This window comes from Thioalkalivibrio sp. ALE20, from assembly GCF_000381405.1.
Classification (GTDB): domain Bacteria; phylum Pseudomonadota; class Gammaproteobacteria; order Ectothiorhodospirales; family Ectothiorhodospiraceae; genus Thioalkalivibrio.
On record NZ_KB906475.1, the window covers coordinates 26,514 to 39,631 of the forward strand.

Consider the following 13,118-nt stretch of genomic DNA (forward strand, 5'->3'; position numbering starts at 1 on the left):
CTTGGAAACCGGACACGAAAATATCCGCCGGCTGCCGGCGGAATGGGAGCCGCATGCGGGTATTCAGCTGACCTGGCCGCATGCGGACAGCGACTGGGCCGACAGCCTGGAGGAGGTCGAGCCGGTGTTCGCCCGACTTGCGGCCACCATCAGCCAGTACGAACCGGTCCTGATCGTGGCCCGCGATCCCGAACATATCGAGTCGTTTTCCGGGCTGCTGGTGGAAGCCGGTATCCGCAGCGACCGTCTGTGGTTCGCGCTCGCCGATTCCAACGACACCTGGGCGCGCGATCACGGCCCGATCACGGTGTATCACCAGGGCCGGCCACATCTGCTGGACTTCACCTTCAATGGCTGGGGCGGCAAATATCCGGCCGACCGGGACGATGCGATCACCGCCGCGCTCGCCGCGCAGGGGGTCTTCGGCACCAGCCCGGTGGAAGATGTCCCCCTGGTGCTGGAGGGGGGCAGCATCGAGAGTGACGGTCAGGGCACCCTGCTGGTGACCCGCTCCTGCCTGCGCCACGCCGGTCGCAATCCGGAGCTCGACGATGCAACCATCGAGGCCGCGTTGCGCCAGCACCTGGGCGCCCGGCGGATCCTCTGGCTGGAGCACGGCCATCTGGAAGGCGATGACACCGATGGCCACATCGACACCCTGGCGCGCTTCTGCGCCCCGGACACCATCGCTTACCAGCACTGCGACGACCCCGAAGACCCGCACTACGCGGAACTGGCGGCGATGGAGCGACAACTCGAGGCACTGCATCAGGCCTCGGGCGAGCCCTACCACCTGATCCCCCTGCCCTGGCCGCGGCCTCTGGAGCATGCCGGCCGGCGCCTGCCGGCCACCTACGCCAATTTCGTTCTGCTCAACGGCGCGGTGCTGGTGCCGGCGCACGATGATCCGGCCGATGCCGTGGCCCGCGAGCGTCTGGCCGAGGCCTTTCCCGGACGGGACATCCTGCTGCTGGACGCCCGTGCGGTACTGCGTCAGGGTGGCAGCCTGCACTGTCTGACCATGCATTATCCGCGGGGCGCCCTCGGCATCCCGGAGGAAGACGAAGCCGCCAGCGCATGACCGCCGCCCCCCGTCCCGAACGCCGGGCGCCCCTGCCGGCCGCACTGGTCCAGCACCGTGATGCCGGCAGCGTCGACGCCAACCTTCAGGCCACCGAGGACGCGGTGGCGGAGGCCGCGGCCGGTGGCGCACGGCTGGTCGTGCTGGCCGAGCTGCACACCGGCCCCTACTTCTGCCAGACCGAGGACGCCGCGACCTTTGATCGCGCCGAGCCGATCCCCGGCCCCTCCACCCGCCGCCTCGGCGAGATCGCCCGGCGCCACGGCGTGGTGCTGGTGGGGTCGCTGTTCGAGCGCCGCGCACCCGGCCTCTACCACAACACCGCGGTGGTGCTGGAAAGCGACGGGCGCCTGGTGGGCACGTACCGCAAGATGCACATCCCCGACGATCCGGGCTATTACGAGAAGTTCTACTTCGCCCCCGGCGATACCGGCTTCAGGCCGATCGATACTTCCGTCGGCCGGCTGGGCGTGCTCGTCTGCTGGGACCAGTGGTACCCCGAAGCGGCCCGGATCATGGCCCTGTCCGGGGCCGAGGTACTGATCTACCCCACGGCCATTGGCTGGGATCCGGAGGATACTCCGGACGAACGCGAACGCCAGCGCGAGGCCTGGATCACGGTTCAGCGCGGGCACGCGGTGGCCAACGGTCTGCCGCTCGTCGCGTGCAATCGCACCGGGCACGAACGCGACCCTTCGGGCGCGTCTGCCGGCGCCCATTTCTGGGGCAGCAGCTTTGTGGCCGGCCCGCAGGGCGAATTTCTCGCCCGCGCCGGCGAGCAGGCGCCCGAGGTCCTGGCGTTTACCCTGGACATCGCCCGTGTGGACACTGTCCGGCGCATGTGGCCGTTCCTGCGGGACCGGCGCATCGACGCCTACGATCCCATCCTGAAGCGCTACATCGACCCGGAATCGTAAGCGCGGAATCCGTATAATGCCGCGTCCGCCATTCCGGAAGCTTCACACCGCATGTCCGAAGAACTGCGCAACCCCCTGAATCCCGGCCGCCTTCCCCGCTCCGGGTTCGAGACCTGGACCGGCCTGGGAGCGAGCGCCAGCACGCTGGCACTGGCGCGGGCCGCCGCGGATTTCCCGCACCCGCTGCTGGTGATCACGGAATCCAACGAGGCCGCGGACCAGTGGGAGGAAGAGTGGTCGTTCTTCACCGCCGGGCAGGACATCCCCCTGCTGCGCCTGCCCGACTGGGAGACCCTGCCGTTCGACGTGTTCTCGCCCCACGAGGACATCATCTCCGAGCGGCTGCGCACCCTGTACCGCCTGCCCGGACTCGAACGCGGGATCATCCTGATGCCGGTCGCCACCCTGATGCAGCGCCTGCCCCCGCGCCAGTGGCTGGCGGAACAGGGCATCGCGCTGCACAAGGGTCAGCGTCTCGACCGCATGCAGCTGCGCGAGGACCTGGTTCAGGCGGGCTACAACCCGGTACAGCAGGTGATCAGCCACGGCGAATTCGCGGTGCGCGGGGAGATCCTGGATCTGTTCCCGATGGGCGCGGAGCAGCCCGTGCGCATCGAGTTCCTCGACGACGAGATCGACTCGCTGCGTCATTTCGACCCGGAATCCCAGCGCTCCACCGAGACCACCGAGCGCCTCGAGATCCTGCCCAGCCACGAATTTCCGCTGCATGAAGAGGCGATCCGGGAATTTCGTAGCCGCTACCGCACCCGTTTCGAAGGTGATCCCGGCAGCCACCCGATCTATCGCGACATCTCGGAAGGACTTGTGCCGCCGGGCATCGAATCCTATCTGCCGCTGTTCTTCGAAGCGCTGGATACGGTGTTCGACTACTGCCCGCAGGCCCGCGTGGTGCAGGTGGGCGACATCGCCACCGCGGCCGGACAGTTCGCCGACGAGGTCTTCCAGCGCTATGACCAGCTGCGTCATCAGGTGGACCGGCCCCTGCTCCCTCCGGACGAGCTGTATCTCAACCCCGAGGCGCTGGCCGGAGCACTGGGGGACACGTCCGGGCTCGCCCTGGGAGCCAACCCCGCTCCCCTGCCCGCCGGGCGCGGGCGCGAGGTGAGATTCCAGTGCGAGGATCACCCCGACATGGCCCTGGAACCCGCCCGCGACGACCCGGCGCGGCGGCTGCAGGACGTGCTCTCCGGAGGCCCGCGTGTGCTGGTGACCACCGAGTCCGCCGGACGCCGCGAGGCCCTGCTGACCCTGCTGCGGGATCACGGCCTGGACCATCATGCGGTGGCTGGCTGGGAGGACTTCCTCGCGAGCGAACCGGGGCTGCACGTGACCGTCGGTACACTGGCGGCAGGATTCCGGCTGCCGGATGACCGCATCGTCGTCCCCGAATCCGCCCTGATGGGCGAGCGCGCACGCCAGACCCGGCGGCGGGCGCGCCCGACCCGCGACGCGGAGGCGGTGATCCAGAACCTCTCCGATCTGACCATTGGCGCCCCGGTGGTGCACGAGGAACAGGGCGTGGGCCGTTATCTGGGCCTGCAGACCATGGAGATCAACGGCCAGCCCTCCGAATTCCTCACCCTCGAGTATGCCGATGGGGCGCGGCTGTACGTGCCGGTTTCCTCGCTGCATCTGATCAGCCGTTACGCCGGGGCCGATGCCGAACACGCTCCGCTGCACCGCCTCGGCAGCGAGCAGTGGAGCAAGGCCCGGCGCAAGGCCGCGGAGAAGGCCCGCGACGTGGCCGCGGAGCTGCTAGATATCCATGCCCGCCGGGCCGCAACGCAGGGCACGGTGTTCGAGACCGAGACCCCCGAATATCACGCCTTCGCCGCCGGCTTCCCGTTCGAGGAGACCCTCGACCAGCAGCAGGCGATCGATGCCGTGCTGTCCGACATGGCCGCGGATCAGCCGATGGACCGGGTGATCTGCGGCGACGTGGGCTTCGGCAAGACCGAAGTGGCGATGCGCGCCGCCTTCGTCGCGGTGCAGAACCACAAGCAGGTGGTGGTTCTGGTGCCCACTACCCTGCTCGCGCAGCAGCACCACCAGAACTTCATCGACCGCTTCGCCGACTGGCCGGTGCAGATCGAATCGCTGTCGCGGTTCCGCTCGGCCAAACAGCAGGAAACCGTGCTCGAGGGCCTGCGCGAAGGGAAGGTCGACATCGTCATCGGCACTCACAAGCTGCTGCAGAAGGACCTGAAGATCGACAATCTCGGGCTGGTGATCGTCGATGAGGAGCAGCGCTTCGGCGTGCGCCACAAGGAGGCCCTGAAGAAGCTGCGCGCTCAGGTGGACATGCTGACCATGACCGCCACCCCGATACCGCGCACGCTCAACATGGCGTTGGCCGGGCTGCGTGACCTGTCGGTCATCACCACCCCGCCGCGCGAGCGTCTGGCGGTGAAGACCTTCGTCAACGAATGGAACGACGCGGTCATCCAGGAGGCCTGCCTGCGCGAGATCCGGCGCGGCGGACAGGTGTACTTCGTGCACAACGAGGTCAACACCATCGACAAGACCGCCGCGCAGGTGCGTGAACTGCTGCCCGGGGCGCGGGTCGGCGTGGCGCATGGCCAGATGCGCGAGAGCGAGCTGGAACAGGTGATGCTCGATTTCTATCACCGTCGCTACAACATCCTGGTCTGCTCCACCATCATCGAGACCGGGATCGACGTGCCCACTGCCAACACCATCGTGATGAACCGCGCCGACAAGCTGGGTCTGGCGCAGATGCACCAGCTGCGCGGGCGCGTCGGCCGCTCGCATCACCGCGCCTACGCCTATCTCCTGACCCCGCCGTGGAAGAGCCTCAGCGCGGACGCGAAGAAGCGCCTCGAGGCGATCGCCTCGCTGGAAGACCTGGGAGTCGGCTTTACCCTCGCTTCACACGACCTGGAGATCCGCGGTGCCGGCGAGCTGCTGGGTGACGAGCAGAGCGGGCAGATCACCGAGGTCGGCTTCAACATGTACAACGACCTGCTCAACCGCGCGGTGAGCGCGCTGCGCTCCGGCAAGATGCCCGAGCTGGAGGCCCCCGAGCCAACCGGGACCGAGGTCGAGCTGGGAATGCCGGCGCTGCTCCCGGACGAATACGTCCCCGACGTGCATACCCGGCTGATCCTGTACAAGCGGATCAGCAACGCCGATTCCGAGGACGCCCTGCGTGATCTGGAAGTGGAGCTGGTCGACCGCTTCGGCCTGCTGCCGGATCCGGCGCGCACCCTGTTCGCGGCGGCACGCCTGCGTTTGCGCCTGACGCCGCTGGGCATCCGCAAGCTGGAGATGGGGCCGGCCGGCGGTCGCCTGGTCTTTGGAACGGATCCCGATCTGGACATCGGGGCCCTGGTGGAACTGGTGCAGTCGGACCCGCAGGGGTATCGTCTGGACGGACAGAAGGCCTTCCACTTCCATGGCAGCATGGAGACGCTGGAAGCCCGAACCGAGGCGGTTCGCCGCCTGTTGAACACCATCAGCCGCAACCAGGAGGCGGCCTGAATGTCACGCAAACATCGCGAGTCCCCGACGACCGACGTCCGGTCCGGTCCGCACAGCCCCGGTCGGCGCCGGCTGCTGGGCACGCTGGTGGCCCTGCCCTGGCTGGCGCCCGCCGGCCCGGCGCTGGCGCAGGTCGGGCGTGAGTACCGCATCGAGCTGGTGATCTTCCAGCACCTGACCGAAGAAGGCCGCCGGTTACTGGAAACCACGGGGGCCGCGTTGCAGCCATCGCCGGGATCCGGCCCGATCGGCGAAGGGACCTACCGGCATTCGCGCCGGGGCTTCGACCTTGGCCATGTGGTCCGGCGCATCGAGGACGATCGCGACAGCCGCCTGATAGCCACCCTCGCCTGGGACCAGCGCGGCCGGGACCATGCCTCCACGCCGTGGCTGACGGTACGTGAGGGGCGCCCGCTCGAGCGCCGCACGCCGCTGTACGACGATCGCGGTCCGGCCTCGCCGATCCTGCAGGAACCGGCAGAGGAACGTCACGAACTCGAAGGCCGTTTGCGGGTCTGGGTCGGTCGTTTCCTGCATCTGGAGACCGACCTGATCTTCCATGACGCGACCGCCGGCAATGGCGCCATTGCCGTCCGGGGCCATCAGCGGATGAATTCGGGCGACGACCTGTTCTATCTTGATCACCCGGTCGTCGGCATGATCGCGCGCGTCACGCGCATCGACACCAGCGACTGAGGCGCGCGCCCACCGGACATGGAGTCCGCGGGGCGGCCCAGCCCCTGCCGGGTTCCGGCTCACCGGCTCATCGCCACTGAGGCGTGGATTCCAGATTCAGCACCTGCTGCATCACCACCGTGCCCAGGTCCTCCAGGAACAGCTGGATGGGCGTGCGGCGCGGACGGAATTCCACCATCTCCTCGATACCGATGACGTCGCGAGCCACGCTGCGCGGATTGCCGAGACCGTCGGTCAGCCCGAGCTCCACGGACCGTTCGCCGGTCCAGGTGAGGCCGTTGAAAATATCGGCGTCCTCGTCCAGACGTTCGCCGCGTCCGGCACGGACCACATCGATGAACTGCTGATGGACATCCGTGATCAGGCCTTCCATGTGATCCACATGGTCCGGCTCCAGCGGCAGGAACGGGTCGAGGAAGGCCTTGTTCTCGCCCGCGGTGAACAGCCGGCGCTCGACACCGATGTTGTCGATCAGGTCCACCACGCCAAAGCTGTCCAGACGCACGCCGATGGAGCCCACCAGGCTGGCGCGGTCGGCGTAGATCTCGTCCGCCGCTACCGCGATGTAATACGCGCCCGAAGCCCCGATGTCGCCGATCACCGCGTACAGGGGGATGTCTTCGTGTTCCTCCTTCAGGCGCAGCAGTTCGTCGTGGATGATCCCGGCCTGGACCGGACTGCCGCCACCGGAGTTGATGCGCAGCATCACCGCCTGCGTGCCGTCATCCTCGAACGCCCGTTGGAGCGTCCGGGTAAGGTCCTCCGCATTGGCGCGGGCCGAGGCCGCGATCATGCCGTCCACGTCCACCACGGCCACGTGTTCCCCGGGTTTCCTGTCGGTTTCGAACCAGCTGTCGAAGCCGTCGCCCCGCACCAGGATCAGCAGGGCGAACAGATAGGCGAACAGCAGGATCTTGAAAAAGATGCCCCAGCGGCGCGCGCGGCGCTGTTCGATGACCTGCGCCTGGACCAGGTTCTCCAGGGTTTCACGTTCCCAGCCCGGCTTGTCGTCTTTCGACCATCCCATCTCGTTCGTCCTCTTCCAGGGAAACACTGATCCGCGTTCCGTCACGGTTCCATCAGTCGGCGGTGCAGCGCGGGAATGTCCGGCACCAGCGCCGCCGGTTCCTCGGCGGCGAGGCGCGCATCCGAATGGGCCCCGTGGGTGATCCCCACCGCCCGTACCCCGGCCGCCCGCGCCATCTGCAGATCGTAGATGCTGTCGCCCACCATCAGCGCCCGCTCGCGGGCGACCCCCGTACGCCGCAACAGGTCCTCCAGCATCGCGGGGGCGGGCTTGGACGGCTGCTCGTCACTGGTCACGGTGGCCACGAAGCGGGGGCCCAGTCCACTGGCCGCCAGCGTCCGGTCGAGCCCGGCGCGGGATTTGCTCGTGGCTACCGCCAGCAGGATCTCGCGCCGGTCCAGGTCCTCCAGCAGCGCCTCCACGCCGGGGTAAAGCGGCTCGTCCGGGGCATCCGTGGCCTCCAGGTAGCACTGGCGGTAGCTCGCGGCGAACGCCTGTATCCCGGCGTCGTCCAGTTCGGGGTGGAGCTGACGTACCGCCGCCTGCACCCCCAGCCCGATGATGCCACGCAGCGCGCTTTCCTCGCGCTCGGGAAGACCGTGCTCGCGGGCCGCGCGGCGCAGGCAATGGATGATGCGCCGCGGCGAGTCCATCAGCGTCCCGTCCCAGTCGAAGACCACCAGGCGGAGTTCCCCGGTGTCGGGCGGAAGCAATGCCACCTGCGTATCCTTGCCCGTTGCCGTCATGTCGTCGCGTCCGCCGTGTCCAGATTTTCCAGCACCTGCTGCAGTTCGTCCGGCAAGGGAGCGGAAAAGATCCGCTCCTCGCCCCTTCCGTCCTCGAAGCGCAACGCCTGGGCATGCAGGAACAGGCGTCCGAGGCCCAGCTGACGCAGCCTGCGATTGGCATCCGGCAGGCCGTATTCATGATCGCCCGCGACCGGATGACCGATCTCGCGGCCATGCACCCGGATCTGGTGAGTCCGTCCGGTGCCGATGCGGACCTCGGCCAGCTGAAAGGCGCCATGGGCTTCCAGCGGCATGAACACGCTGTTCGCTGCGCGCTGGCGTCCGCCGGAGTCGCCTGCCGCGGACATGCGTCGGCGCCCGTCGTCGCCGCGATCCGCGCTCAGCGGGGCATCGCAATGGATGGGCTGGTCATCTTTCCAGCGGCCAACCAGCAACGCCAGGTAACGCTTGTCCACGCGCCCGTCACGCAGGGCTTCGTGCAGGGCCTGCAGCGGCTCGCGCCCCTTGGCCAGCACCAGACACCCGGAGGTCTCGCGGTCCAGACGGTGACCCAGTTCCAGCGACGCATCCGGCCGCAACACCCGCATCGCCTCGATGATCCCGAACGGCAGACCGCTGCCCCCGTGCACCGCCAGACCCGAGGGCTTGTCCAGCACCAGGTAGTCGTCGTCCTCGAACAGGATCGCCCCGCGCAGGCGTTCCAGCACCTTCGGCGGCACATCCGGGGTGCCGGTCTCCTGCGGACGCTCGAGGTCCGGCACGCGGACCTTCGAGCCCGTGGACAGGCGCTGGCGCGCGCTGGCCCGCCGGCCGTCCACGCGGATGGCCCCCTTGCGGATCAGCCGGTAGAGCAGACTCCGCGGCACTCCCTTGAGTTCGCGCAACAGGAAATTGTCGAGACGCTGGCCGTCGGCGCGCTCGCCCACCACCAGCTCGCGGGGGCCGGAAGCGCCGGCGTCGGAAGATCGGGATTTCATGCGCGGAATGCTACCGCAGTCCCCTGCCCGCGGCCATGCGCGCCGTGCTTGCCGACGCCGCGACGATCGTCACCCGGGGGACAGAACGGATCCTGCCGTGCGTCGTCATAAAGTAGCAAAAAACTTGCCGCGGCAGGGCCTTGTATCCTACATTGCCCGCTGGCGGTACCCCGTTTCGGGCGTACGCCGCCACGAATCATCCACCGCTCCGGCCCGCGCCTCAGGCGCCGGGGCCGGACGGCCCTCGCCAAGAGCGAACGCGTGACACTATTTCTTTTAACCCAGTCCTGCTTCCCCGGTCGCTGTCCAGAAGGACGGCTGATCCCGTGGCTGCTGGTGAATACCTGGCTGGCGCGCTGGCTCACGCTACGCGCCGCCCCTGCGCGCACTCTTTCAGCACAGCATCCGTGCCGCACGGTCACCGCCCGCCCGACCGGCCCTGTCGGGGAGCAGCGGGACGCCCCAACGAGTCCATCGCATGAAACGCATCCTGATCAACGCAACGCAGCCGGAAGAGCTGCGCGTCGCCATGGTCGACGGCCAGCGGCTGTACGACCTCGACATCGAACTTCCCTCGCGCGAGCGCAAGAAAGCCAACATCTACAAGGCGAAGATCACCCGCGTCGAGCCCAGCCTCGAAGCGGCCTTCGTCAACTTCGGGGCTGACCGCCACGGCTTCCTGCCGTTCAAGGAAATCGCCCATTCGGCGGTGGGAGCACCGGCCGACAGCGACAAGCCCGTCCGCGAGTTCCTGAAGGAAGGCCTGGAAATCCTGGTCCAGGTCGAAAAGGAAGAGCGTGGCACCAAGGGTGCAGCGCTCACGACCTTCATCAGCCTGGCCGGGCGCTACCTGGTCCTGATGCCCAACAACCCGAAGGCCGGCGGCGTCTCGCGCCGGATCGAGGGCGAGGACCGGGCCGAACTGCGCGAGGCCCTGTCGGGCCTGAACATCCCCGAAGAGATGGGCCTGATTGCCCGCACCGCCGGTGTCGGCCGCAGCACCGAAGAGCTCCAGTGGGACCTCGATTACATGACAGCGCTGTGGTCGGCGGTGACCGAGGCCTCGAAAAAGGCCCGGGCCCCTGCCCTGATCCACCAGGAAAGCAACGTCATCATCCGTGCCCTGCGCGACCACATGCGCACCGATGTCGGCGAGGTGATCATCGACGATGACACCATCTACGAACAGGCCGACGAGTTCGTGCGCATGGTCATGCCCAACAGCCTGCGCAAGCTGAAGCACTACACCGACCCGGTCCCGCTGTTCAACCGCTACCAGATCGAAAGCCAGATCGAGAGTGCCTTTGACCGCGAGGTGCAGCTGCCCTCCGGCGGTGCCCTGGTGATCGACCATACCGAGGCGCTGATCTCCATCGACGTCAACTCGGCGCGCTCGACCAAGGGCGGCGACATCGAGGAGACGGCCTTCCACACCAACCTGGAAGCGGCCGAGGAAGTCGCGCGGCAGCTGCGGATCCGTGATCTCGGCGGCCTGATCGTCATCGACTTCATCGACATGAGCGCCAACAAGCATCAGCGCGAGGTCGAGAACCGCCTGCGCGAGGCGCTGGAGATGGATCGCGCGCGCGTCCAGGTCGGCCGCATCAGCCGCTTCGGGCTGCTGGAAATGTCGCGCCAGCGGCTGCGCTCCTCGCTGGGCGAATCCAGTCAGATCACCTGCCCGCGCTGCCACGGCCACGGCCAGATCCGCAGCGTGGAATCCATGGCGCTGTCCATCCTGCGCCTGATGGAGGAGGAAGGCATGAAGGACCGTACGGGCCTGGTCCTGGCCCAGGTCCCGGTGGATGTGGGCACCTTCCTGCTCAACGAGAAGCGCCAGGCCATCGGCGAGATCGAAGAGCGTCACGGGGTCGAGATCAGCATCATCCCCAACCCGCAGTTCTTTACCCCGCATTTCACCGTGCAGCGCGTGCGCGGTGACGAACGCGAGGAAGTGGTCAGCGATCGCAGCAGCCACCAGCTGGTGGAAATCGTGGAGGAAGACCCGGACCCGCATCAGGAGCGCCGGCAGAAGCCGGAAAAACCGCTGGTTCAGGGCGTCAGGGTATCCGCACCACCGCCGGAGTCCCCGGCCGCGCCGCCGACCGGTGCGGGTTCCTCCGCTCCGGCCGGGCCGCCGCCGGAACCGGTGGCCCAGCCCGGATTCTTCGGACGCATCTGGTCCGCGCTGTTCCCCAACAGCCGTCCCCCGGCCAGCACTGCCGGCACGCCGGCCGAATCGGACACGGCGCCAGAGGGCGAAGGGCGTGGCCGGCGCCGTGGCAAGGGTGGCGAGCGCGGGCCGGATCGCAACCGCAAGTCCGGCGACAGGAGCGGCGACAGCGGTGGCAATGGCAGCCGCCGTTCCCGCGGCGGCAAGGGTGACAAGTCCCGCAAGTCCGACAAACCCGACAAGTCCGGGGAGGAAACGCGCACCGGCAAGGGTGGCGGCCGGAGCGGCGGCAAGCCCGAAGGTGATGACAAGCCGCGCAAGGAGAAGACCGGCGACCCCGGCGAAGTCAAGGACCAGTCCCCCGGCGGCGGGCGTTCCGGGAAGAGCGGCGGCGCCGACAAGTCCCGCAAGGGTGAAGACAAGAGCGAAGCCAGGACCGCCCCTGAAGGCGCGAAAACGGCCGAAATCAGCACCGAAACGCCCGTGGAGGCCACCACACAGGAAGCCGCGGATCGTGCGCCGGAGACCTCCGGTAGCGGCGTGGACAGCGGGGATGACGGCAAGGGGCGGACGCGCAGCCGGCGTTCCCGCCGTGGTGGCCGGCGTCGTGGTGGCCGTTCCCGCAGCGCCGACGCGGCAGCGGACAGCCAGGAGCCCCGTGGCGACCTGGACGCCAGCGCCACCGATTCCGGCGGCACCGACTCCGGCGAGCCCACGACCGACAACAGCGAATCCGGATCGCAGGCCCCTACCCCGGTCCGCTCCGACGCCGAAGCACCGGAGGTGAGCCCCTCGCAGGAAGACAGCGAGGCGGCACCGGCATCCGGCGGTCGCAAACCCCGCACCCGCAAACCGGCGAAAAAGAAGGAACCCGCCGCCAGCGAAGGGGACGCAGACAACCAGGCCCCGGCCGAGGCACAGACGGAGCAGGCTCCGGAGGCGGCCAGCGATGACACCGGCGAAGACGCGAGTGGAAGCAGCAGCCGTCGGCGGCGCTCCTCCGGGAGCCGCGGACGTTCGCGGGCCGCGCAAAAGGCGGAGGGCAATACGAGTGACGAGGGCAGCGCGGAGCCGGTGACGGAGCCCGCCAGCGAAGCGGCTACCGCATCCGCGCCCGAAACCGGATCATCCGACGGATCCCCGGAGTCCAGCACGGCCCCGTCCAGCCGCCGTCGCCGCACGAGCTCGACCCGGTCCCGCAAGAGCGCACCCGCGAGCGAAGCCTCCGACGCCGGCCCGGCAGCGGACGCCGGGGACAGCAAGCCCGCGGACAGTGAGCCCGCGGATACCGGCGGCGAGACGGACGCAGACGGTTCCGGGTCGAAGAAGGACTGAGGCCCGGTTCCATGAATCCCGTCCCCGCAGGCATGTACCTGTGGAGGCGGGTTTCCCGGTCAGCCAGTGGATCCCTTCCGCGGCCGGATGCCGTGCTCGCGTTCGAAGTGCTCGAGCAGGCCGTCCGCGGCCGCCTCGACCAGGTCCATCACATGGACGAAACCCTCCCCTCCACCGTAATACGGGTCCGGGACCTCGGTTTCGGGCCGGTTCACGGCGTACTCGGGGAAGCGTTGCAGGCGGGCGCGCGTATCCTTGCCCTGCAATTGGCGAGCAATCCGCTCGTTCGCCTCGTCCATTACCAGGATGTAGTCGAATTCATCGAAGTCTTCGCGTTCCAGCTGGCGCGCGCGCAGGTGGCTGATGTCGTAGCCGCGGCCCCGGGCTTCATCGCGCGCCCGGGGATCCGGCCCGGAGCCGATGTGATAGCCATGGGTCCCGGCCGAATCGACTTCGATCGCGTTCTCCAGCCCGCGCTCGCGCAGGCGCTGTTCGAGTACGCCATGTGCCATCGGCGAACGACAGATGTTACCCATGCAGACCATGAGTACACGCAGCTTGGACATGTTGTTTCCTCTGTTGATGAATAAATGACTCGACGCGGCGGGAGCCTGCCCGGCCGCGGCCCTTGTGACAAGCAG

Annotated in this window: 9 protein-coding genes; 5 read left to right on the forward strand and 4 right to left on the reverse strand. The window is 68.2% G+C overall.

All coding sequences use genetic code 11. From position 1 onward, the window contains the following. Position 1 precedes the first annotated feature (1 nt). From F790_RS0108690 to F790_RS0108705, 4 genes are read left to right on the forward strand one after another with little or no spacing between them, the layout of a single operon-like run. On the forward strand, positions 2–1,081 hold the full coding sequence (locus F790_RS0108690) for an agmatine/peptidylarginine deiminase (protein ID WP_019590003.1): 1,080 nt from the start codon (positions 2–4) through the stop codon (positions 1,079–1,081). Then, complete coding sequence (locus tag F790_RS0108695; protein ID WP_019590004.1) at positions 1,078–1,998, forward strand: carbon-nitrogen hydrolase; 921 nt, start codon at positions 1,078–1,080, stop codon at positions 1,996–1,998. The genes F790_RS0108690 and F790_RS0108695 overlap by 4 nt, the downstream gene beginning before the upstream one ends. A gap of 51 nt (positions 1,999–2,049) precedes the next feature. Beyond that, positions 2,050–5,520 carry a transcription-repair coupling factor gene (mfd, locus tag F790_RS0108700; RefSeq protein WP_019591417.1) on the forward strand — a complete coding sequence of 1,157 codons (3,471 nt, stop codon included), beginning with the start codon at positions 2,050–2,052 and terminating at the stop codon, positions 5,518–5,520. Beyond that, entirely contained in the window at positions 5,521–6,216 is a 696-nt protein-coding gene (locus tag F790_RS0108705; RefSeq protein ID WP_019590006.1) for a CsiV family protein, read from the forward strand. 67 nt (positions 6,217–6,283) lie between these two features. Here F790_RS0108705 and F790_RS0108710 read toward each other — a convergent pair whose 3' ends face one another. Genes F790_RS0108710 through F790_RS0108720 form a run of 3 tightly spaced genes read right to left on the reverse strand, consistent with a single transcriptional unit; the run spans position 6,284 to position 8,969 of the window. Continuing rightward, positions 6,284–7,243, reverse strand: coding sequence for a S49 family peptidase (locus tag F790_RS0108710; protein ID WP_019590007.1), 960 nt, complete (start codon positions 7,241–7,243; stop codon positions 6,284–6,286). Between the two features lie 41 nt (positions 7,244–7,284). Then, positions 7,285–7,989: an HAD family hydrolase gene (locus F790_RS0108715; RefSeq protein ID WP_018869457.1), complete on the reverse strand. Its 705-nt coding sequence runs from the start codon at positions 7,987–7,989 to the stop codon at positions 7,285–7,287. Beyond that, a complete protein-coding gene (locus tag F790_RS0108720) occupies positions 7,986–8,969 on the reverse strand; it encodes an RluA family pseudouridine synthase (protein ID WP_019591418.1) in 984 nt (327 codons plus the stop codon). Before F790_RS0108720 ends, F790_RS0108715 begins: the two co-directional genes overlap by 4 nt. A gap of 478 nt (positions 8,970–9,447) precedes the next feature. Here F790_RS0108720 and F790_RS0108725 point away from each other — a divergent pair, with 478 nt between their 5' ends. Next, positions 9,448–12,477, forward strand: a complete 3,030-nt coding sequence (locus F790_RS0108725) for an Rne/Rng family ribonuclease (protein WP_019591419.1) — start codon at positions 9,448–9,450, stop codon at positions 12,475–12,477. Positions 12,478–12,536: 59 nt separating this feature from the next. Here F790_RS0108725 and F790_RS0108730 read toward each other — a convergent pair whose 3' ends face one another. Continuing rightward, positions 12,537–13,043 (reverse strand): low molecular weight protein-tyrosine-phosphatase, encoded by a 507-nt coding sequence (locus F790_RS0108730; protein ID WP_019591420.1) that lies wholly within the window; start codon positions 13,041–13,043, stop codon positions 12,537–12,539. Positions 13,044–13,118 lie beyond the last annotated feature (75 nt).

Bases quoted from the DNA above. Each gene is read 5' to 3' on its own strand.
- F790_RS0108695 (WP_019590004.1), top strand. From the start codon at position 1,078: ATGACCGCCGCCCCCCGTCCCGAACGCCGGGCGCCCCTGCCGGCCGCA.
- mfd (WP_019591417.1), top strand. From the start codon at position 2,050: ATGTCCGAAGAACTGCGCAACCCCCTGAATCCCGGCCGCCTTCCCCGC.
- F790_RS0108705 (WP_019590006.1), top strand. From the start codon at position 5,521: ATGTCACGCAAACATCGCGAGTCCCCGACGACCGACGTCCGGTCCGGT.
- F790_RS0108710 (WP_019590007.1), bottom strand. From the start codon at position 7,243: ATGGGATGGTCGAAAGACGACAAGCCGGGCTGGGAACGTGAAACCCTG.
- F790_RS0108715 (WP_018869457.1), bottom strand. From the start codon at position 7,989: ATGACGGCAACGGGCAAGGATACGCAGGTGGCATTGCTTCCGCCCGAC.
- F790_RS0108720 (WP_019591418.1), bottom strand. From the start codon at position 8,969: ATGAAATCCCGATCTTCCGACGCCGGCGCTTCCGGCCCCCGCGAGCTG.
- F790_RS0108725 (WP_019591419.1), top strand. From the start codon at position 9,448: ATGAAACGCATCCTGATCAACGCAACGCAGCCGGAAGAGCTGCGCGTC.
- F790_RS0108730 (WP_019591420.1), bottom strand. From the start codon at position 13,043: ATGTCCAAGCTGCGTGTACTCATGGTCTGCATGGGTAACATCTGTCGT.